Annotated in this window: 21 protein-coding genes; 14 read left to right on the forward strand and 7 right to left on the reverse strand. The window is 60.1% G+C overall.

From position 1 onward, the window contains the following. Window positions 1–53 precede the first annotated feature (53 nt). Window positions 54–1,043, reverse strand: a complete 990-nt coding sequence (locus LQ215_RS04945) for a flagellar protein MotY (RefSeq protein ID WP_230147615.1) — start codon at window positions 1,041–1,043, stop codon at window positions 54–56. A 190-nt stretch (window positions 1,044–1,233) separates the two neighbouring features. On the opposite strand from LQ215_RS04945, the gene pyrC reads away from it, so the two are divergent. Next, window positions 1,234–2,280 (forward strand): dihydroorotase, encoded by a 1,047-nt coding sequence (pyrC, locus tag LQ215_RS04950; protein ID WP_003204946.1) that lies wholly within the window; start codon window positions 1,234–1,236, stop codon window positions 2,278–2,280. After that, a complete protein-coding gene (gene rnt, locus LQ215_RS04955; RefSeq protein ID WP_230147616.1) occupies window positions 2,277–2,954 on the forward strand; it encodes a ribonuclease T in 678 nt (225 codons plus the stop codon). The genes pyrC and rnt overlap by 4 nt, the downstream gene beginning before the upstream one ends. Window positions 2,955–3,160: 206 nt before the next feature. On the opposite strand, the gene LQ215_RS04960 is transcribed toward rnt, so the two are convergent. Further along, window positions 3,161–3,763 (reverse strand): peroxiredoxin, encoded by a 603-nt coding sequence (locus tag LQ215_RS04960; protein ID WP_003204949.1) that lies wholly within the window; start codon window positions 3,761–3,763, stop codon window positions 3,161–3,163. A 313-nt stretch (window positions 3,764–4,076) separates the two neighbouring features. Here LQ215_RS04960 and LQ215_RS04965 point away from each other — a divergent pair, with 313 nt between their 5' ends. Continuing rightward, window positions 4,077–4,295: a bacterioferritin-associated ferredoxin gene (locus tag LQ215_RS04965; RefSeq protein WP_003178704.1), complete on the forward strand. Its 219-nt coding sequence runs from the start codon at window positions 4,077–4,079 to the stop codon at window positions 4,293–4,295. A 199-nt stretch (window positions 4,296–4,494) separates the two neighbouring features. Next, window positions 4,495–4,968 carry a bacterioferritin gene (gene bfr / locus LQ215_RS04970; RefSeq protein ID WP_230147617.1) on the forward strand — a complete coding sequence of 158 codons (474 nt, stop codon included), beginning with the start codon at window positions 4,495–4,497 and terminating at the stop codon, window positions 4,966–4,968. A gap of 164 nt (window positions 4,969–5,132) precedes the next feature. Here the strand turns inward: bfr and grxD are convergent, their stop codons facing one another. From grxD to LQ215_RS04985, 3 genes are all read right to left on the reverse strand, one after another. After that, a complete protein-coding gene (gene grxD, locus LQ215_RS04975; RefSeq protein WP_230147618.1) occupies window positions 5,133–5,474 on the reverse strand; it encodes a Grx4 family monothiol glutaredoxin in 342 nt (113 codons plus the stop codon). A gap of 89 nt (window positions 5,475–5,563) precedes the next feature. Beyond that, a complete protein-coding gene (locus LQ215_RS04980; protein WP_230147619.1) occupies window positions 5,564–7,672 on the reverse strand; it encodes a molybdopterin oxidoreductase family protein in 2,109 nt (702 codons plus the stop codon). A gap of 131 nt (window positions 7,673–7,803) precedes the next feature. Next, complete coding sequence (locus tag LQ215_RS04985; RefSeq protein WP_057452509.1) at window positions 7,804–8,091, reverse strand: hypothetical protein; 288 nt, start codon at window positions 8,089–8,091, stop codon at window positions 7,804–7,806. Between the two features lie 401 nt (window positions 8,092–8,492). Between LQ215_RS04985 and argF the strand changes: the two genes are divergently transcribed. Then, window positions 8,493–9,413: an ornithine carbamoyltransferase gene (argF, locus tag LQ215_RS04990; protein WP_230147620.1), complete on the forward strand. Its 921-nt coding sequence runs from the start codon at window positions 8,493–8,495 to the stop codon at window positions 9,411–9,413. Further along, on the forward strand, window positions 9,410–10,519 hold the full coding sequence (locus tag LQ215_RS04995) for an ABC transporter ATP-binding protein (RefSeq protein ID WP_230147621.1): 1,110 nt from the start codon (window positions 9,410–9,412) through the stop codon (window positions 10,517–10,519). Before argF ends, LQ215_RS04995 begins: the two co-directional genes overlap by 4 nt. 138 nt (window positions 10,520–10,657) lie before the next feature. Here the strand turns inward: LQ215_RS04995 and LQ215_RS05000 are convergent, their stop codons facing one another. Then, entirely contained in the window at window positions 10,658–11,440 is a 783-nt protein-coding gene (locus tag LQ215_RS05000) for a PhzF family phenazine biosynthesis protein (RefSeq protein ID WP_230147622.1), read from the reverse strand. Window positions 11,441–11,620: 180 nt separating this feature from the next. Continuing rightward, window positions 11,621–12,091 (reverse strand): Cys-tRNA(Pro) deacylase, encoded by a 471-nt coding sequence (gene ybaK / locus LQ215_RS05005; RefSeq protein WP_134925540.1) that lies wholly within the window; start codon window positions 12,089–12,091, stop codon window positions 11,621–11,623. A gap of 323 nt (window positions 12,092–12,414) precedes the next feature. Between ybaK and LQ215_RS05010 the strand changes: the two genes are divergently transcribed. From LQ215_RS05010 to LQ215_RS05045, 8 genes are all read left to right on the forward strand, one after another. Next, window positions 12,415–13,266: an MIP/aquaporin family protein gene (locus tag LQ215_RS05010; protein WP_230147623.1), complete on the forward strand. Its 852-nt coding sequence runs from the start codon at window positions 12,415–12,417 to the stop codon at window positions 13,264–13,266. Window positions 13,267–13,360: 94 nt separating this feature from the next. Continuing rightward, window positions 13,361–14,866 carry a glycerol kinase GlpK gene (gene glpK / locus LQ215_RS05015; RefSeq protein ID WP_230147624.1) on the forward strand — a complete coding sequence of 502 codons (1,506 nt, stop codon included), beginning with the start codon at window positions 13,361–13,363 and terminating at the stop codon, window positions 14,864–14,866. Between the two features lie 85 nt (window positions 14,867–14,951). Beyond that, on the forward strand, window positions 14,952–15,707 hold the full coding sequence (locus tag LQ215_RS05020) for a DeoR/GlpR family transcriptional regulator (RefSeq protein ID WP_003204973.1): 756 nt from the start codon (window positions 14,952–14,954) through the stop codon (window positions 15,705–15,707). A gap of 326 nt (window positions 15,708–16,033) precedes the next feature. Then, complete coding sequence (gene glpD / locus LQ215_RS05025; RefSeq protein ID WP_230147625.1) at window positions 16,034–17,572, forward strand: glycerol-3-phosphate dehydrogenase; 1,539 nt, start codon at window positions 16,034–16,036, stop codon at window positions 17,570–17,572. A 447-nt stretch (window positions 17,573–18,019) separates the two neighbouring features. Beyond that, window positions 18,020–18,934 (forward strand): glutamate/aspartate ABC transporter substrate-binding protein, encoded by a 915-nt coding sequence (locus tag LQ215_RS05030; RefSeq protein WP_230147626.1) that lies wholly within the window; start codon window positions 18,020–18,022, stop codon window positions 18,932–18,934. Between the two features lie 190 nt (window positions 18,935–19,124). Then, the gene (locus tag LQ215_RS05035) at window positions 19,125–19,871 is read left to right on the forward strand and encodes an amino acid ABC transporter permease (protein WP_230147627.1); all 747 of its coding nucleotides are present in this window, start codon (window positions 19,125–19,127) and stop codon (window positions 19,869–19,871) included. Then, window positions 19,871–20,542 carry an amino acid ABC transporter permease gene (locus LQ215_RS05040; RefSeq protein WP_230147628.1) on the forward strand — a complete coding sequence of 224 codons (672 nt, stop codon included), beginning with the start codon at window positions 19,871–19,873 and terminating at the stop codon, window positions 20,540–20,542. The genes LQ215_RS05035 and LQ215_RS05040 overlap by 1 nt, the downstream gene beginning before the upstream one ends. Next, the gene (locus LQ215_RS05045) at window positions 20,539–21,273 is read left to right on the forward strand and encodes an amino acid ABC transporter ATP-binding protein (RefSeq protein ID WP_003204983.1); all 735 of its coding nucleotides are present in this window, start codon (window positions 20,539–20,541) and stop codon (window positions 21,271–21,273) included. Before LQ215_RS05040 ends, LQ215_RS05045 begins: the two co-directional genes overlap by 4 nt. Window positions 21,274–21,414 lie beyond the last annotated feature (141 nt).

Below are 21,414 nucleotides of genomic sequence, written 5' to 3' on the forward strand. Positions count from 1 at the left end.
CTTATGACGACGAAGCGACAGATTATGTCGAGCGTGCGACGGTCAAAATCGACTCAGGACGTCCGTGCGGCGGTCGCCGCAGGTGCTGCGACCTTGGCGGGAGCGACCGGCACCGGCCCCTGGCCAGGCGCAGCAGCGGGCGCCGCAGGCGGCACTGCTTGTGGAGCCGGTTGTGATGCCGGGGGTTGAGTGGCAGCCGCACGCTCCAAATGCACAACCACGCGACGGTTCTTGGCCCGATTGGCGGCGCTGGTGTTGGGGACCAGCGGATAACGCTCGCCGTGGAAACGGACGGTGAATTGGGATTCCTGGAAACCGTTGGCCTTGAAGAAATCCATGACCGCTAGCGCACGACGGCGCGACAATTCACGATTGGTCAGGCGGTTGCCACTGTTATCGGAATGGCCATCGAGCTCGACATGGTTGACGCTCGGGTCGGCCTTGATGAAGTCGAGCATCACCTGCAGTTGGGCCTTGGCTTGGGTGTCGAGCTCCACTCCGTCGCCGGGGAAGCCGATCTGGGTTTGCTTGATCTGCTCAAAGTTCTTCGGCAACAGTTTCGCTACACAACCTTGATAATCACTGAACGCCTTGCTGAAACGCACCGGCAGCAGGCGCACTTCCGAGACCCGTCCGTCCTCGGCGTTGCGGCGCACTACGGGGCTGCGACCTTCCATCAGCCCACTGATCAAGCGGCCGGCCTGGACCTGGGAGCTGTTGAACAGTACATCACCGCTGCCGATCCTGACCGAACCCAGGTTGATGTCGCCCCGCCCCGGTTGCCACGGTGCGGCGGCCGCCAGCAAGGTCGCCGAACCGCCACCGAGCATCGGGTTATAGGTCTTGAGGCGAAAGGTCGCCTGTTCGCCCGCCCGGCGCACGAATTCGCCACTGCCAAAATCAGTGATCGGCTGGCTCAGCCGGCACTCGAACTTGTCGCCTTCGACCGTCCACTCAATGCTCTCCAGACGGGTCTGGAAAGTGAGCGCCATGGCGGGAAGGCTGGCAAACACACTGAGCAAGGCTAGATAACGCTGGCGCACGGGAGGCTCCACTGACTTTTATACAAAAATCGACGCATGCTGAGGGCATGACGCCTGTTCGGCGCACTGCACGGTTCGTGGCACACCTGTAGGAGCTATCGGTAAGTTGTGGCAGAACTTGATAGCGGGTGCCTGAATCGGTCTTTTCCGGTAGCATTCCCCAGAGTTTGACCCGCCTGGAAGCCCCCCAATGTCCGACCGCCTGACCCTGCTGCGTCCCGACGACTGGCATATTCATCTTCGCGATGGTGCTGTGTTGACCCATACCGTCGCCGATGTCGCGCGCACCTTCGGGCGCGCAATCATCATGCCTAACCTGGTTCCGCCCGTGCGCAACGCCGCCGAGGCCGACGGCTATCGCCAGCGCATCCTCGCCGCACGCCCGGCTGGCAGCCGCTTCGAACCGTTGATGGTGCTTTACCTCACCGACCGCACCCAGCCCGAAGAGATCCGCGAGGCCAAGGCCAGCGGCTTCGTCCATGCCGCCAAGCTGTACCCGGCCGGCGCGACCACCAATTCCGATTCCGGCGTCACCAGCATCGACAAGATCTTCCCGGCGCTGGAGGCAATGGCCGAAGTCGGCATGCCGTTGTTGATCCACGGTGAAGTCACCCGCGGCGACGTCGACGTATTCGACCGCGAGAAAATCTTCATCGACGAGCACATGCGCCGCGTCGTGGAGCGCTTCCCGACCCTCAAGGTGGTGTTCGAACACATCACCACCGGCGATGCCGTGCAGTTCGTCAACGAGGCCCCGGCCAACGTCGGCGCGACCATTACCGCCCATCACCTGCTATACAACCGCAACCACATGCTGGTGGGCGGGATCCGGCCGCACTTCTATTGCCTGCCGATCCTCAAGCGCAATACCCACCAGGAAGCCTTGCTGGACGCCGCCACCAGCGGCAGCGCCAAGTTCTTCCTCGGCACCGACTCGGCGCCCCACGCCCAGCACGCCAAGGAAGCGGCCTGCGGTTGCGCCGGTTGCTACACCGCCTACGCCGCCATCGAGATGTACGCCGAGGCGTTCGAACAACGCAACGCGCTGGACAAACTCGAAGGCTTCGCCAGCCTGCATGGCCCGCGTTTCTATGGCCTGCCGGTGAACACCGATCGTATTACCCTGGTCCGCGATGAGTGGACCGCCCCCGCCAGCCTGCCTTTCGGCGATCTGGCTGTCATCCCGCTGCGCGCCGGTGAAAAACTGCGCTGGCGCCTGCTGGAGGAAAACGCGTGAGTGAAGATCATTTCGACGACGAACTGGACGGCAACGGTGGTTCGGGCGGTGCCCGTCACCCCATGGCCGCTCGGTTCCGTGGCTACCTGCCGGTCGTCGTCGACGTAGAAACCGGCGGCTTCAACTCCGCCACCGACGCCTTGCTGGAAATCGCCGCGACCACCATCGGCATGGACGAAAAAGGCTTTGTGTTCCCTGACCACACCTATTTCTTCCGTGTCGAACCGTTCGAAGGCGCCAACGTCGAAGCGGCGGCCCTGGAATTCACCGGGATCAAGCTCGATCACCCGTTGCGCATGGCAGTCAGCGAAGAAACGGCCCTGACCGACATCTTCCGTGGCGTGCGCAAGGCGCTCAAGGCCAACGGTTGCAAGCGCGCGATCCTGGTCGGCCACAACAGCAGCTTCGACCTGGGCTTCCTCAACGCCGCCGTCGCGCGCCTGGATATGAAGCGCAACCCGTTCCACCCGTTCTCCAGCTTCGACACCGCGACCCTGGCTGGCCTGGCGTATGGCCAGACCGTCCTGGCCAAGGCGTGCCAGGCGGCCGACATCGATTTCGATGGCCGTGAAGCCCACTCGGCCCGCTACGACACCGAGAAGACCGCCGAGCTGTTCTGCGGCATCGTCAACCGGTGGAAAGACATGGGTGGCTGGCAGGATTTCGACGACTGACCAGAGGGTAGAGCCATTGTGGCGAGGCGGGACTGCCCTGTGCATCCTGTAGGAGCTGCCGCAGGCTGCGATCTTTGATCTTAGGCTTTCACCCAAGATTCAACTGGCTGAGGAAAGATCGCAGCCTCGTTACACTCGACAGCTCCTACAACACCCATAAAAAAACCGGCCCATCGTGGGCCGGTTTTTTTATGCCTGGGGTGCGCTTACAGCTTGTCGCTGTGCTCGCCCAGGTAAGCGGCAACGCCTTCAGGCGAAGCGGTCATGCCCTTGTCGCCTTTTTTCCAGTTGGCCGGGCAGACTTCGCCGTGCTCTTCGTGGAATTGCAGCGCGTCGACCAGACGGATCAGTTCTTCCATGTTACGGCCCAGTGGCAGGTCGTTGATGATCTGCGAACGGACAACGCCTTTGTCGTCGATCAGGAACGCGCCACGGAAGGCCACGCCGCCTTCGGACTCAACGTCATAGGCCTTGGCGATTTCGTGCTTCATGTCGGCAGCCATGGTGTATTTCACCTGACCGATACCGCCATTGTTGATCGGGGTGTTGCGCCAGGCGTTGTGAGTGAAGTGCGAGTCGATCGAAACAGCGACCACTTCGACGTTGCGCGCCTTGAAGTCATCCATGCGGTGATCCAGTGCGATCAGCTCGGACGGGCAGACGAAGGTGAAGTCCAGTGGATAGAAGAACACCAGGCCGTATTTGCCTTTGATGGCCGAGGACAGGGTAAAGCTGTCGACGATTTCGCCGTTGCCGAGGACGGCGGGAACGGTGAAGTCCGGGGCTTGTTTGCCTACGAGTACGCTCATTGGATATCTCCTGATGTAATAGCGTGAAAACAAGGTTCGGGCCAGCCTGTCACCCTCAGGCGACAGCCCTGTGACACGAACCCGCTTGCAAGGGCCGATCATCATACACCGCGAATTTGCACTGTCTTCAACGGTTTTTCGGTGGCATCGAAAAATCGCCGCCCCGTTTCATGCCGCATCAGTCGTCCTGGATAAACCGTTCGTCAGCCGGGTGACGCTCTGGTGCAAGACCTTGAGAAACCACTTTGACAATCATTCTCGTTAACATTAAGATCCGTCTCAATTGAGTCACAACCAGCGACGGTTCTTACTTATGTATGTATGCCTCTGCACTGGCGTCACCGACGGGCAAATCCGCGAAGCCATCTACGAAGGTTGCTGCAGCTACCGCGAAGTCCGCCAGGCCACCGGCGTAGCCAGCCAATGCGGCAAATGTGCCTGCCTGGCCAAGGAAGTGGTTCGTGAGACCCTCGCCAAGGTGCAAACGGCACAGGCCTCGATCCCCTACCCGGTAGAATTTACCGCGGCGTAATCAACAGCGTTTCAAGGAACCGGACCCAGTGTCCGGTTTTTTTATGCCTGTAAATCAAATGCTTAGCGGTCAGACGCGGAACACAAACATTCTTATTCCGATTAATTTTCATTTATTATTCAATAACTTAGGTTTGACACTGATAAATACGCGGCTCAAACTCCGCCCCATACACAGCTATTACAGGGCAGGCCTCATCATGAAAGGCGACATTACAGTCATCCAGCAGCTCAACAAGATCCTTGCCAATGAGCTGGTCGCGATCAACCAATACTTCCTGCATGCGCGCATGTACGAGGATTGGGGCCTGAACAAGCTGGGCAAGCACGAGTACCACGAGTCCATCGACGAGATGAAGCACGCGGACAAGCTGATCAAGCGCATCCTGTTTCTCGAAGGCCTGCCGAACGTCCAGGACCTGGGCAAGCTGCAAATCGGCGAACACACCCGCGAGATGCTTGAGTGCGACCTGAAAATCGAGCGCACCGGCCACGCCGACCTGAAGGCCGCTATCGCCCTTTGCGAAAGCGTTGGCGACTTCGGCAGCCGCGAACTGCTGGAAGACATTCTCGAGTCCGAAGAAGAGCACATCGACTGGCTGGAAACCCAATTGGGCCTGATCGACAAAGTCGGTCTTGAGAACTACCTGCAATCGCAGATGGGTGAAGAGTAAGCTTTCCCCGAAAGCCACCCACTAAAAAGCCCCGCCCTCTTTCGAGAGGCGGGGCTTTTTATTGCCTGGGTTTCCAGGCCCACCTAAATCCACTGTGGGAGCGAGCTTGCTCCCACAAGGGCTCGTGTTCACCACAACCGGTGTAGTGAACAGAACCTCATGGATCAGGCTTCGGTCTTGTTCGCCGCTGCTGCTTCCACAGCTGCCTTGATCGTGGTCTGCAGAGAGCCATCAGCGGCCATCTCGGTCATGATGTCGCTGCCACCGACCAGCTCACCACCCACCCACAGCTGTGGGAAGGTTGGCCAGTTGGCGTACTTGGGCAGGTTGGCGCGGATTTCCGGGTTCTGCAGGATGTCCACGTAGGCAAACTTCTCGCCACACGCCATCACAGCCTGAGCAGCCTTGGCCGAGAAACCGCACTGTGGCGCGTTCGGCGAGCCTTTCATGTAAAGCAGGATGGTGTTGTTGGCAATCTGGTCTTTAATCGTTTCGATGATATCCATGGAGCACCTCGGCTTAAAACTTCTGCGACTTAAGTTGTCGACACGGTGATGCATTGTAACGGAAAGCCGAACGTGCTCCAGAGACAATTTTACGCAGCCGCCACCTTCACCGGTACACCGTTAAGTGCCGCGTTGCCGGACAACTCATCGAGCTGACAGTCATCGGTCAGGTCGTTGGCGCTGGAGCCCGGTTGTCCGCTGGCGATGGTCATCTGCACGCCCGGCCGGGCATGGCCCCAGCCGTGGGGCAGGCTGACCACGCCTTTCATCATGTCCAGGCTGCCCAGCACCTCGACTTCGATGACGCCCACCCGCGAACTGACGGTCACCCGTTGCCCGTCGACCAGGCCGCGACTGGCGAGGTCATCCGGGTGCATCAACAATTGGTGGCGTGGCTTGCCCTTCACCAGTCGATGGAAGTTATGCATCCAGGAATTGTTGCTGCGCACATGGCGACGGCCAATCATCAGCAACTCGTCCGGTTTTGGCGCCTGCAACGCGGCAAAGCGCGCAAGGTCGGCAAGAATCACCGCTGGCGCGGCCTGCACGCGCTGGTTTTCGGTTTTCAGGCGCGCAGCCAGGTTGGGCTTGAGCGCACCGAGGTCGATGCCATGGGGATGATCGAACAGGGTCGCCAGGGACAGCTTGTGCGGCGAGGCGTCGCCATACGCCCCGCTGCGCAGGCCGAAATCGATCATCTGCGCCGGTGGCATGGTCGGCTTGAGTTCCTTGCCGGTCCGGGCGGCAAAAGCCTTGGCCAGGCCGACGAAGATTTCCCAATCGTGCAGCGCGCCCTCGGGCTTGGGCAGGATCGCCCGGTTGAAACGGGTCACGTTGCGCACCGCGAACAGGTTGAACGTGGTGTCGTAATGATCGTTCTCCAGGGCCGAGGTCGAGGGCAGGATCAGGTCGGCGTAACGGGTGGTTTCGTTGATGTACAAATCGATGCTGACCATGAACTCCAGCCCGTCCAGGGCTTGCTCCAGTTGCCGCCCGTTGGGTGTGGACAGCACCGGGTTGCCGGCCACGGTGACCAGCGCACGGATCTGGCCTTCGCCCTCGGTGAGCATTTCCTCGGCCAGGGCCGATACCGGCAACTCTCCCGCATATTCAGGACGCCCGGACACCCGGCTCTGCCAACGGTTGAAATGCCCGCCCGAGGTGGTGGCGACCAGGTCCACCGCCGGCTCGGTGCACAACGCCCCGCCCACTCGATCGAGATTGCCGGTGACCAGGTTGATCAACTGGATCAGCCAGTGGCAGAGCGTGCCAAACGCCTGGGTCGATACCCCCATCCGTCCGTAGCACACCGCTGACGGCGCGGCGGCGAAGTCCCGGGCCAATTGTCGGATCTGCGCTGCCGGCACCGCACAGAGCGGGCTCATGGCTTCAGCCGTGAACGTGGCGACGGCCTCGCGCACCTCGTCCAGGCCGTCCACTGGCAGGTGGCTGCCGCAGGTCAGGCCTTCGCTGAACAACGTATTGAGCAAACCAAACAGCAGCGCAGCATCGCCGCCGGGGCGTACGAAGACATGCTGGTTGGCGATGGCCGCCGTTTCGCTGCGGCGCGGGTCGACCACCACCACTTGGCCGCCACGGGCCTGGATCGCCTTGAGGCGCTTCTCCACGTCCGGCACGGTCATGATGCTGCCGTTGGACGCCAATGGGTTACCGCCCAGGATCAACATGAAGTCGGTGTGGTCGATGTCCGGAATCGGCAGCAGCAGGCCGTGACCGTACATCAGGTAGCTGGTCAGGTGATGGGGCAGTTGGTCCACCGAGGTTGCCGAGAAACGGCTGCGGGTTTTCAACAGGCCCAGGAAATAGTTGCTGTGGGTCATCAGCCCATAGTTATGCACGCTGGGGTTGCCCTGGTAGACCGCCACTGCGTTCTGGCCATGGCGCGCCTGGATATCCGCCAATCGCTCGGCCACCAATGCGAAGGCGTCGTCCCAGGCAATCGGTTGCCATTCATTGCCAACGCGCTGCATGGGCTGGCGCAGCCGGTCTGGGTCGTTCTGGATGTCTTGCAGGGCCACCGCCTTGGGGCAGATGTGACCGCGGCTGAAGGTGTCCAGCGCATCGCCCTTGATCGAGGTAATCGCCAGGCCCTGGCCGACGATTTCGGTGGTTTCGAGGGTCAAGCCGCAGATGGCTTCACACAGGTGGCACGCACGGTGGTGGAGAGTCTTGGTCATGGCCAGTCTCTGTTTTATTCGTGGCGGGCGCTTTCGGCCGCGGGAACAAAACTATGGCGCGTGATTCCCGGCAGCGCCAGCGACGTTCGTCCTGTGAATTGCCGGGCATCAGGCCCACCGATGAGACGGCGTCAAGGCTGGTCGGGAGGCGGCGCCAGCAGCTGGATTTCTTCGACGGTTTCCACCTGCTCCTGGGCAATGGGCACACCGGTGAGCTCGCCAATCAGCCGCCAATGCTCGTCGAGGCCGCTGCTGATAGTGGCCATGCGATCGATCATCCGACGGCCCGCGGCCTTGGTCACCTCGTCATCGCTGCGCAGCAATTCGAATGACATGGACGTCACCGAAGCCGTCAGGTGCGTCAGCGAGCGTGCAGTCAGCCCCAGCAGTTCCATCAGTTGTTGCTCTTTCGAATCCATTTCGGGCTCCTGTGCCGCTGTGGCTCATTTATAACCCAGGCCTTTGCATTAGGAAATGTTTCACGACCACCAGCAGACCGGCGAAAAGCTGGGGGCCACGGCGTAAACAGCCCCTCATCCATCGCGGGCGCGCCGCGCTTGATTGCCAAGCCAAGCTACGCCAGTGTACAAATGGGCCGCTGCTGTCAGGAAACCGGCCACAAATATGCCATTGCATTCGCGTGATGGCCTCGCTGAATCCCCAAAAACCGTAGCCCTATTGGTAAGACGCGACATTTAATTATAAGATCGCGCCTTCCCCTATTTCGTCGCCCCGTGCGGCTTTTGCCGCAGGTCTCGCCCGTTTTTTGAATAAACAAGGCTTTGAGCATCTGCGGTCAGTTACAAAAAGGTAGTCAATCATGAGCGCAAGGCACTTTCTCTCCCTGATGGATTTCACGCCCGATGAGTTGCTCGGCGTGATCCGTCGAGGCGTGGAGCTCAAGGACCTGCGTAACCGCGGCGTACTGTTCGAGCCCTTGAAAAACCGCGTGCTGGGGATGATCTTCGAGAAGTCATCGACCCGCACCCGCATCTCATTCGAAGCCGGCATGATCCAGCTGGGCGGCCAGGCGATCTTCCTGTCGCCCCGCGACACCCAACTGGGCCGTGGCGAACCGGTCAGCGATTGCGCCATCGTCATGTCGAGCATGCTGGACGCGGTGATGATCCGTACCTTTGCCCACAGCACACTGACCGAGTTCGCGGCCCATTCCCGCGTACCCGTCATCAATGGCCTGTCCGATGACCTGCACCCCTGCCAATTGCTGGCCGACATGCAGACCTTCCTCGAGCACCGCGGCTCGATCCAGGGCAAGACCGTGGCCTGGATCGGCGACGGCAACAACATGTGCAACAGCTATATAGAAGCGGCGCTGCAATTCGACTTCCAGCTGCGCATTGCCTGCCCTGAAGGTTATGACCCCAATACCGAGCTGCTTGCCAAGGCCGGGGACCGGGTAACCATCGTGCGTGACCCGAAACAGGCCGTGGCCGGCGCGCACCTGGTGAGCACCGACGTCTGGACCTCCATGGGCCAGGAAGAAGAAACCGCCAAGCGCCTCAAGCTGTTCGCGCCGCTGCAGGTCAACCGGGCCTTGCTCGACCTGGCGGATGCCGACGTGCTGTTCATGCACTGCCTGCCGGCCCACCGTGGCGAGGAGATCAGCTTCGACTTGCTGGACGACCCGCGCTCAGTGGCCTGGGACCAGGCAGAAAATCGACTTCACGCGCAAAAGGCACTGCTCGAGTTCCTTGTCGAGCCGGCGTATCACCACGCATGAGCCATTCGCTGCTGCTGAATTTGCATAACCTGGCCTGCGGTTACCAAAACCAGCGGGTCGTGCAGAACCTCAACCTGCACCTCAATGCCGGCGATATCGGTTGCCTGCTCGGTTCGTCCGGGTGCGGCAAGACCACGACGTTGCGCGCCATTGCCGGCTTCGAACCGGTGCACGAAGGTGAAATCCAACTGGCCGGGGTAACCATCTCCCGCGCCGGTTTCACCCTCGCCCCGGAAAAGCGCCGTATCGGCATGGTGTTCCAGGACTATGCCCTGTTCCCCCACCTGAGCGTGGCCGAGAACATCGCCTTTGGCATTCGCAAGCATCCGGACAAGGATCGCGTCGTCGAAGAATTGCTGGAACTGGTCAACCTGAAGCACCTGGGCAAGCGCTTTCCCCATGAGTTGTCCGGCGGCCAGCAACAACGCGTGGCCCTGGCCCGCGCGCTGGCACCAGAACCACAACTGCTGTTGCTCGATGAGCCGTTCTCCAACCTCGATGGCGAGTTGCGACGCAAGCTCAGCCATGAAGTGCGGGATATTCTCAAGGCCCGCGGCACCAGCGCGATCCTGGTCACACACGATCAGGAAGAAGCCTTCGCCGTGAGTGACCATGTCGGGGTATTCAAGGAAGGTCGACTGGAGCAGTGGGACACGCCCTACAACCTGTATCACGAACCGCTGACGCCATTCGTCGCCAGCTTCATTGGCCAGGGTTATTTCATTCGCGGCCGGCTCGACAGCCCGGAATCGGTGCAAACCGAGTTGGGCACCCTGCGCGGTAACCGGGCCTACACCTGGCCAATCGGCGGTGCGGTGGACGTATTGCTGCGCCCAGACGATATCGTCTACGCACCGGACAGCCCGCTCACCGCCAGCATTGTCGGCAAGACCTTCCTGGGCGCTTCCACCTTGTATCGCCTGCAATTGCCCACAGGCGCGCAACTGGAATCGATCTTCCCCAGCCACGCCGACCATCAGCTCGGGGACAGTGTCGGCATCCGCGTGGCGGCTGAACACCTGGTGCTGTTCCAGGCTTCGGGCAGCACCGCGGCGCACATCCCGCCGGTGGACAGCGGTGTGCGGCGCTATAGCACCCCCAGCTAAGACCTGAAGAATGAAAACCTCTGTGGGAGCGAGCTTGCTCGCGATGGCATAGGCACATTCAGCATCGATGCAAGCTGAACCGCCGCTATCGCGAGCAAGCTCGCTCCCACAGTTGGTCTCATTGGCTTGAGTGCAGAGTCAACCCAGCATCAACGTCCCACTGGCCACCAACGTCGCGTTCCCACCGATCTTCACCCGCTCACCCTCCAACCGGCAGAACAACGCCCCGCCCCGGGACGAGCATTGGTAAGCCGTCAGGCCGTGCTTGCCCAGGCGCTTGGACCAGTAGGGGATCAGGCTGCAGTGGGTCGAGCCCGTCACCGGGTCTTCGTTGATACCAATCGCCGGGGCAAAATAGCGTGAGACAAAATCATGCTTGCTCCCCGGCGCGGTCACGATAGCGCCGGGCCAAGGCAGCTTTGCCAGGGCCGCCATGTCCGGTTTGCAATCGAGCACCGCTTGCTCCGACTCCAGCACCACGAACAGCTCGTTGGAACTCAGCACATCCACCGCTTCGACACCTAAGGCATTCTGGACGGCCAAGGAGGCCCCCAACTCGGCAGGCACGACGGCCGGAAAATCCAGCCACAGCCGATCACCCTCGCGCGTAACGCTCAACGAACCGGACTTGCAGATGAAATCCAGTCGTTCGACCGTTTCGTGGTAGACCTCGAACAGTACATAAGCGCTGGCCAACGTGGCGTGCCCGCACAGCGGCACTTCAGTGGTGGGCGTGAACCAGCGGATATGCCAATGCTGGCCTTCACGCACCAAAAACGCGGTTTCTGCCAGGTTATGTTCGGCGGCAATCTTCTGCATCAAGTCATCGGCAAGCCAGCCGTCGAGTCGATAGACCATCGCCGGGTTACCGCCGAACGGCCGGTCACTGAATGCATCGACCTGATGAAACGCAAGCTGCATGGCACTTCTCCTTTTTATTGATGCGCCAGCATGCGGTGCAGCGGCACTGCTTATCCAGTGACAGATCAGCAGATTTTTCACCCTACAGCGCCGATGAAAACACAAATAAAGCTCAAGCCTGACCCCTGTGGCGAGGGAGCTTGCTCCCGCTTGGCTGCGCAGCAGCCACCCCGTCTCTATTCAAGCCCGCCCGATATCAGCAAACGTGGCCCCGGTATGCTCCTTCAATACCGACGGCGCCAGCTCGACTTCCAAGCCGCGCCTTCCCGCACTGACAAACATACTGGCGAGCGGCTGTGCGGAACTGTCGATAAAAGTGCGCAGGCGCTTCTTCTGCCCCAACGGGCTGATGCCGCCGAGTAAATAACCGGTCGAACGCTGCGCAGCGGCAGGGTCGGCCATCTCGACCTTTTTCACCCCGGCGGCATGAGCCAGGCCTTTCAAGTCCAGGGTTCCGGCCACGGGCACTACCGCCACCAACAATTCACCCTTTTCGCTGGCCGCCAACAACGTCTTGAACACCTGCGCCGGATCCAGCCCGAGCTTTTCCGCCGCTTCCAAACCGTAGGACGCGGCCTTGGGATCGTGTTCGTAACTGTGAATGCGATGTTCGGCGCGCACTTTCTTAAGCAGATCCAACGCGGGTGTCATGACTGCTCCTGACAAGGAAAGGAAAAAAAGAGTGTCCGGATTCTAAGCCATCACCAACGAAAAGGCTTGGGACGGCGCCGCGAGTACCGGTGATCTGTCGTAAGCGGAAGCGTCATTCATGCCACGAATAGTTGAAATGTGACCGACGGTTCACTTTCGACCTTTGACACCAGCGTTTCTTGTCTATATTTTTTCGAAACTGAAAGTCATATCACATGTCTCAAGCAGCAACCCGAGATCAGGATGGGGATCCTGCCTCGGTAGAGGTCGCGCAATCGAGCTTTATCGAAGGCGCAGCAAAACAACAAAAAACCGAGGTTTGAATGACAACTGCTCTACAACAGCCGTCCCTGTCCAGCCAATGCCTGGCTGAATTCCTGGGCACTGCCCTGCTGATATTTTTCGGCACCGGTTGCGTCGCAGCGCTCAAGGTCGCGGGTGCGAGTTTCGGTTTGTGGGAAATCAGCCTCATCTGGGGCGTCGGCGTCAGCATGGCGATCTATCTGAGCGCAGGCATTTCCGGCGCCCATCTCAACCCCGCCGTCAGCATTGCCCTGTGCATTTTCACTGACTTCGAAAAGCGCAAACTGCCTCTCTACGTGCTTTCCCAAGTGGCTGGCGCATTCTGTGGTGCCTTTCTGGTCTACACGCTCTACAGCAACCTATTCTTCGATTTCGAACAGTCCAGGCACATGATTCGCGGCACCGAAGCAAGCCTCGAACTGGCCTCGGTGTTTTCCACCTACCCGCACGCAGCGCTGTCCACCGGCCAAGCCTTCCTCGTGGAGATGATCATTACGGCCATCCTGATGGGCGTGATCATGTCCCTGACCGATGACAACAATGGCTTGCCTCGGGGCCCCCTGGCACCATTGCTGATCGGCCTGTTGATTGCGGTGATCGGCAGCTCCATGGGCCCACTGACGGGCTTTGCGATGAACCCGGCGCGAGACTTCGGTCCTAAACTGATGACTTTCTTCGCCGGCTGGGGTGAAATTTCTCTTACGGGTGGGCGCGATATCCCGTACTTCCTGGTTCCGATTTTTGCCCCGATTGTGGGTGCATGCCTGGGTGCTGCGGCTTATCGCGGCTTGATTGCCCGCCACCTGCCCAGCGCCATAACTGCTACAAAGGATGCAGAACCGGCCATTGACGGCAAGCCCAGAACGTCCTGAAACAGTCGGCGCAGGCTCCTGCCAGTCCAGCCTGCGCCGTGGCTTCTTCCCTAATTCAGTCTCCCTTTATATAGAAAGACCCGAGGCAATCGACATGACCGATATACAGAACAAGAACTACATCATTGCCCTCGACCAGGGTACGACCAGCTCGCGCGCGATCATCTTCGACCGTGACGCCAACGTGGTCTGCACCGCCCAGCGCGAATTCGCCCAGCATTACCCACAGGCCGGCTGGGTCGAACACGATCCGATGGAAATCTTCGCCACCCAGAGCGCGGTCATGGTCGAAGCCCTCGCCCAGGCAGGCCTGCACCATGACCAGGTGGCCGCCATCGGCATCACCAACCAGCGTGAAACCACCGTCGTCTGGGACAAGACCACCGGCCGCCCGATCTATAACGCCATCGTCTGGCAATGCCGCCGCAGCACCGAAATCTGCCAGCAGCTCAAGCGCGATGGCCACGAGCAATACATCAGCGAAACCACCGGCCTGGTCACCGACCCATACTTCTCCGGCACCAAGCTCAAGTGGATCCTGGACAACGTCGAAGGCAGCCGCGAGCGTGCGCGCAACGGTGAACTGCTGTTCGGCACCGTCGACAGCTGGCTGATCTGGAAATTCACCGGCGGCAAGGTCCACGTCACCGACTACACCAACGCCTCGCGCACCATGCTGTTCAACATTCACTCGTTGGAATGGGACGCAAGGATGCTCGACATCCTCGACATCCCCCGCGAGATGCTCCCGCAAGTGAAATCGTCCTCGGAGATCTATGGCCGCACCAAAAGCGGCATCGCCATCGGCGGCATCGCTGGCGACCAGCAGGCGGCCCTTTTCGGCCAGATGTGCGTGGAGCCGGGCCAGGCGAAAAACACCTACGGCACCGGCTGCTTCCTGCTGATGAACACCGGCAGCAAGGCCGTAAAATCCAATCACGGCATGCTCACCACCATCGCCTGCGGCCCGCGCGGCGAAGTGGCCTACGCCCTGGAAGGCGCGGTCTTCAATGGCGGCTCCACGGTCCAGTGGCTGCGCGATGAACTGAAGATCATCAACGACGCACTGGATACCGAATACTTTGCCAACAAGGTCAAGGACAGCAACGGCGTGTACCTGGTGCCCGCCTTCACCGGCCTGGGCGCGCCGTATTGGGACCCCTATGCCCGTGGCGCGCTGTTTGGCCTGACCCGCGGCGTACGCGTCGATCACATCATTCGTGCGGCGCTGGAGTCGATTGCCTACCAGACCCGCGACGTGCTCGACGCCATGCAGCAGGATTCGGGTGAACGCCTCAAGGCCCTGCGCGTCGACGGTGGCGCGGTGGCGAACAACTTCCTGATGCAATTCCAGGCGGACATCCTGGGCACCCGGGTCGAGCGCCCGAAAATGCGTGAAACCACCGCCCTGGGTGCTGCGTACCTGGCCGGCCTGGCGTGCGGCTTCTGGGGCAGCCTGGAAGAACTGCGCGGCAAAGCGGTGATCGAACGCGAATTCGAACCGCAGCTGGACGAGCAGGCGAAGGAAAAACTCTACGCCGGCTGGCAGAAGGCGGTCAGCCGCACCCGTGACTGGGAACCCCATGAAGACGCTGAATAAAGCCGGATAAGGTTCTGCAACTGGTCGGGAGTGGATTCCTGCGGCATCATGGGCAAATTTTGTACGGCAGCCCAAAGGAAGCCCCATGAATCTGCCTCCCCGCCAGCAGCAAATCCTCGAACTGGTCCGCGAACGCGGTTATGTCAGCATCGAGGAAATGGCGCAGCTATTCGTCGTCACCCCGCAAACCATTCGCCGCGATATCAACCAACTGGCGGAAGTGAACCTGCTGCGTCGCTACCACGGCGGCGCCGCCTACGACTCAAGCGTGGAAAACACCGCCTACGCCATGCGCGCCGATCAGATGCGCGACGAGAAGCAACGCATCGCCGAAGCCATCGCCGCCCAGATCCCCGATCATGCCTCGCTGTTCATCAACATCGGCACCACCACCGAATCCATCGCCCGAGCGCTGCTCAATCATAACCATCTGAAGGTCATCACCAATAACCTGCACGTGGCCTCGATCCTCAGCGCCAAGGACGACTTCGAAGTCCTGATCGCCGGCGGCAACGTACGGCGTGATGGCGGCGTGGTGGGTCAGGCCAGCGTCGACTTCATCAACCAGTTCAAGGTCGACTTCGCCCTGGTGGGCATCAGCGGGATCGATGAGGACGGCAGCCTGCTGGACTTCGACTACCAGGAAGTGCGGGTTTCCCAAGCCATCATCGCCAACGCCCGGCAAGTGCTGTTGGCGGCGGATTCGAGCAAATTCGGGCGCAACGCCATGGTCCGCCTGGGGCCCATCAGCTTGATCGACTGCCTGGTAACCGACCAGCAACCCGTGCCGGCCTTGGCGCAATTGCTGAGCCAGCACAAGATTCGGCTGGAGGTGGTTTAACTTCACCCCCGATCCCCTGTGGCGAGGGGATTTATCCCCGCTGGGTTGCGAAGCAACCCCAATACAGTCACTCAATTTGCCTGATACACCCAGTCGCCGGGGTTTAGGGTTGCTGCGCAACCCAGCGGGGATAAATCCCCTCGCCACAAATGCTTCCCTATCGGCTTCAATTTCTCTTCATGTTCGAAAATTTTCCTTTCAGCTTCCCTTGATCAGTATTTTCAATCGAAGTTGACTGGCTGTTGCCGTCTTTATGGGCTAGTATTTTCGCAAATGAACATTTATGTTCGATTTCAAATATTACGAAAAGAGCCCGAGGCCAGCCGATGCCCACTTCTACCTTGCCTACGCCCCCTCTCGCCGAGGTTTACGACGTCGCCGTCATTGGTGGCGGTATCAACGGCGTGGGGATTGCCGCGGACGCTGCCGGTCGCGGTCTTTCGGTGTTCCTTTGCGAAAAGGACGACCTGGCCAGCCACACATCGTCGGCCAGCAGCAAGCTGATCCACGGCGGCCTGCGCTACCTCGAACATTATGAATTCCGCCTGGTGCGCGAAGCGCTGGCCGAGCGCGAAGTGCTGCTGACCAAGGCCCCGCACATCGTCAAGCAAATGCGCTTCGTGCTGCCCCACCGCCCGCACCTGCGCCCGGCCTGGATGATCCGCGCCGGCCTGTTCCTCTACGATCACCTGGGCAAACGTGAGCAGCTCGCCGGCTCCAAAAGCCTGAAGTTCGGTGCCGACAGCGCATTGAAAAGCGAGATCACCAAAGGTTTCGAATACTCCGACTGCTGGGTCGACGATGCGCGGCTGGTGGTCCTCAACGCCATGGCCGCCCGGGAAAAAGGCGCGCATATCCACACCCACACGCGTTGCGTGAACGCCCGTCGCAGCAAAGGCCTGTGGCACTTGCACCTGGAACGTGCCGACGGCAGCCTGTTTTCGATTCGCGCCAAGGCACTGGTCAACGCCGCCGGTCCGTGGGTCGCCAAGTTCATTCGCGATGACCTGAAGCTGGAATCGCCCTACGGCATCCGCCTGATCCAGGGCAGCCACCTGATCGTGCCAAAACTCTATGAAGGCGAGCATGCGCATATTCTGCAAAACGAAGACCAGCGCATCGTGTTCACCATTCCGTACCTGAACCAGTTCACCCTGATCGGCACGACTGACCGCGAATACACCGGTGACCCGGCCAAAGTGGCGATCACCGAGGGCGAAACCGATTACCTGTTGAAGGTGGTCAATGCCCACTTCAAGAAGCAGATCAGCCGCGACGATATCCTGCACAGTTATTCCGGTGTGCGTCCGCTGTGCAACGACGAATCCGACAACCCATCGGCCGTAACCCGCGACTACACCCTGGCGCTGTCAGGTGGCGGTGAAGAAGCCCCCTTGCTGTCGGTGTTTGGCGGCAAGCTGACCACCTACCGCAAACTGGCCGAATCGGCGATGGCGCAACTGGCTCCCTATTTCACGCAAATGCGTCCGAGCTGGACCGCCGTAGAGGCCCTCCCCGGCGGCGAAAACATGACCACCCCGCAGGCGCTGTGCTCGGCGATCCGCGACAAGTTCGACTGGCTGCCAACCGACATCGCCCGCCGCTGGGCCACCACCTACGGCAGCCGCACCTGGCGCATGCTCGAAGGCGTGCACAACCTCGGCGACCTGGGCGAGCACATCGGCGCCGGCCTCTATACTCGCGAAATCGACTACCTGTGCAGTGACGAATGGGCCGTCGATGCCCAGGACATCCTCTGGCGCCGCAGCAAGCTGGGCTTGTTCACCACCGCGCTTGAGCAAGAGAAACTGCAGCAGTACCTGGACAAGGTCGAGCACAACCGCCGCAAGATCGAAGCGGCCTGAACCATAGCCCGCTGAACCCAAAGCCCCTGAATCTGGCGATTCAGGGGCTTTTTGCATTCTGGAACACACCACAGAACCCTGTGGGAGCGAGCTTGCTCGCGATGAGGCCAGCCCATTCAACCTCTATGCGACTGACCCACCGCTATCGCGAGCAAGCTCGCTCCCACAATGGATCGAGTCAGACCCCAGCCATTCGGTTTTCCGAACAGAACCCATCAGTCAGTTCGGCTAACCGGATAAATCAGCCCGTATAAAACCTGAAACAAAACATTAATTACTAGCTAAAACAACAGGTTAAACAGAACAGCCTGGCCTGGCACGAGTCATGCTCTACACTCCTGGAGACGAATGCCTGTACGCCAACACAACAGGAGCTGCCAGGCACTTCGAAGTACTCAGGGCCGACAAACCGGCCGAAATAAAAAAAACAATGTCGAGGAAATATAGATGCGCATCGTTCCCCATCTCCTGGGCGCAGCCATTGCTGCCGCTCTGATCAGCACTCCGGTTTTCGCAGCCGAACTGACCGGCACACTGAAAAAGATCAAAGAGTCCGGCGTTGTCACGCTTGGCCATCGCGACGCTTCCATTCCGTTTTCCTACATCGCGGACGCTTCCGGCAAGCCGGTTGGCTACTCCCACGATATCCAGATGAAAGTCGTCGAAGCGCTGAAAAAAGACCTGGACCTGCCCAACCTGCAGGTCAAATACAACCTGGTCACCTCGCAAACCCGTATCCCGCTGGTGCAGAACGGCACCGTGGACCTGGAATGCGGTTCCACCACCAACAACGTCGAGCGTCAGCAGCAGGTTGACTTCTCCGTTGGCATTTTCGAGATCGGCACCAAGCTGCTGTCCAAGAAAGATTCCAAGTACAAGGATTTCGACGACCTCAAGGGCAAGAACGTCGTGACCACCGCCGGCACCACGTCCGAGCGCATCCTCAAGGCGATGAACGCCGACAAGCAGATGGGCATGAATGTCATCTCCGCCAAGGACCACGGCGAGTCCTTCCAAATGCTCGAAGGCGGCCGCGCCGTTGCTTTCATGATGGACGACGCCCTGCTGGCTGGCGAAGCCGCCAAGGCCAAGAAAGCCGATGACTGGGCCGTGACCGGTACTCCACAGTCCTACGAAATCTACGGCTGCATGATGCGCAAGGGCGACGAGCCGTTCAAAAAGGCTGTCGATGACGCCATCAAGGCCACCTACGCTTCGGGCGAGATCAACAAGATCTACGAAAAATGGTTCATGCAACCTATCCCGCCAAAAGGCCTGAACCTGAACTTCCCGATGAGCGACGAACTCAAGGCACTGATCGCCAAGCCGACCGATAAAGCGGCTGACGACAAGAAATCCTGATTTCTGACTAACCTTATCTCCTGGAGGGGCCCGGCCCTTTCAGGGGATGGTCACTCCCTGCTGGCAAATCTGGAAACACTCGAACCGGTGGCTGTCGAGCCGATCGCGTGTGCCTGGCCTTCAAGCCGGGCGGGAACGGAGTTTCCCCAGGCGGGCATTTGTACATCGAACGATCTGAGGGGAGACCCTAATGAATTACAACTGGGACTGGGGCGTGTTCTTCAAGTCCACCGGCATCGGCAGCGAGATTTATCTCGACTGGTACGTGGCCGGCCTGGGCTGGACCATCGCCATCGCCGTCGTCGCCTGGATCATCGCCCTGCTGCTAGGCTCGATTCTGGGTGTGATGCGTACCGTGCCGAACCGGCTGGTGTCGGGCATCGCCACCTGCTACGTGGAACTCTTTCGTAATGTGCCGCTGCTGGTTCAGCTGTTCATCTGGTACTTCCTGGTGCCGGACCTGCTGCCCGCCGATATGCAGGAGTGGTACAAGCAGGACCTGAACCCGACCACCTCGGCCTACCTGAGCGTCGTGGTGTGCCTGGGCCTGTTCACCGCCGCCCGGGTTTGCGAACAGGTGCGCACCGGTATCCAGGCGCTGCCCCGCGGCCAGGAATCCGCCGCCCGCGCCATGGGCTTCAAGCTGCCGCAGATCTACTGGAACGTGCTGCTGCCCCAGGCCTACCGGATCATCATTCCGCCACTTACCTCGGAATTCCTCAACGTCTTCAAGAACTCCTCCGTGGCCTCGCTGATCGGCCTGATGGAGTTGCTCGCGCAGACCAAGCAGACCGCCGAATTCTCCGCCAACCTGTTCGAAGCCTTCACCCTGGCCACGCTGATCTATTTCACCCTGAACATGAGCCTGATGCTGCTCATGCGCATGGTCGAGAAGAAAGTCGCGGTGCCCGGCCTGATCTCCGTGGGGGGTAAATAATGGAATTCGACTTCACTGGCATCATCCCGGCCATTCCCGGTTTGTGGAACGGCATGGTGATGACCCTCAAGCTGATGGCCATGGGTGTCGTCGGCGGGATCATCCTGGGGACGATCCTGGCGCTGATGCGCCTGTCCCATAACAAGCTGGTCTCCAATCTCGCTGGCGCCTACGTCAACTATTTCCGCTCTATCCCGCTGCTGCTGGTGATCACCTGGTTCTACCTGGCGGTGCCGTTCGTGCTGCGCTGGATTACCGGCGAAGACACGCCGATCGGGGCATTCGGTTCCTGCATCGTGGCGTTCATGATGTTCGAAGCGGCGTACTTCTGCGAAATCGTCCGGGCCGGCGTGCAGTCGATCCCCAAGGGCCAGATGGGTGCCGCCCAGGCACTGGGCATGAATTATGGCCAGGTCATGCGCCTGATCATCCTGCCCCAGGCGTTTCGCAAGATGACCCCGCTGCTGTTGCAACAAAGCATCATCCTGTTTCAGGACACCTCGCTGGTCTACACGGTCGGCCTGGTGGACTTCCTCAATGCTTCGCGGGCCAGTGGTGACATCATCGGCCGCTCCAATGAGTTCCTGATCATCGCAGGTCTCGTGTACTTCACCGTCAGCTTTGCCGCCTCGCAGCTGGTCAAGCGTCTGCAAAAAAGGTTCGCCGTATGATCTCTATCAAAAACATCAACAAGTGGTATGGGGACTTCCAGGTACTGACCAATTGCAGCACCGAGGTCAGCAAGGGTGAGGTGGTGGTGGTGTGCGGGCCGTCCGGTTCCGGCAAATCCACGCTGATCAAGTGCGTGAACGCCCTGGAACCGTTCCAGAAAGGCGACATCGTGGTCGATGGCACCTCCATCGCCGACCCGAAGACCAACCTGCCGAAACTGCGTTCACGCGTGGGCATGGTGTTCCAGCATTTCGAACTGTTCCCGCACCTGACCATCACCGAAAACCTGACCATCGCGCAGATCAAGGTGCTGGGCCGCAGCAAGGAAGAAGCCACAAAAAAAGGCCTGCAACTGCTTGAGCGGGTCGGCCTCTCGGCCCACGCCCACAAGCACCCGGGCCAGCTCTCCGGCGGCCAGCAGCAGCGCGTGGCGATTGCCCGTGCCCTGGCGATGGACCCGGTGGTGATGCTGTTCGACGAGCCGACCTCGGCCCTCGACCCGGAAATGGTCAACGAAGTGCTTGACGTCATGGTGCAACTGGCCCACGAAGGCATGACCATGATGTGCGTGACCCACGAAATGGGCTTCGCCCGCAAAGTGGCGAACCGGGTGATCTTCATGGACCAGGGTCAGATCATCGAAGACTGCAAGAAGGAAGAGTTCTTCGGTGATATCAGCGCCCGCTCCGAACGCGCGCAGCATTTCCTTGAGAAAATCCTGCAGCACTAAACAACACCGCTCCCCACTGTGGGAGCGAGCTTGCTCGCGATAGCGGACTGCCAGTCACCTGATTGTCGACTGATCAGCAGTCATCGCGAGCAAGCTCGCTCCCACAAGGGAGAAGTGTTGGCTTGTCGATTTGTGTTGTGG

It is taken from the genome of Pseudomonas brassicacearum, from assembly GCF_918698105.1.
Classification (GTDB): Bacteria; Pseudomonadota; Gammaproteobacteria; order Pseudomonadales; family Pseudomonadaceae; genus Aquipseudomonas; species Aquipseudomonas brassicacearum_F.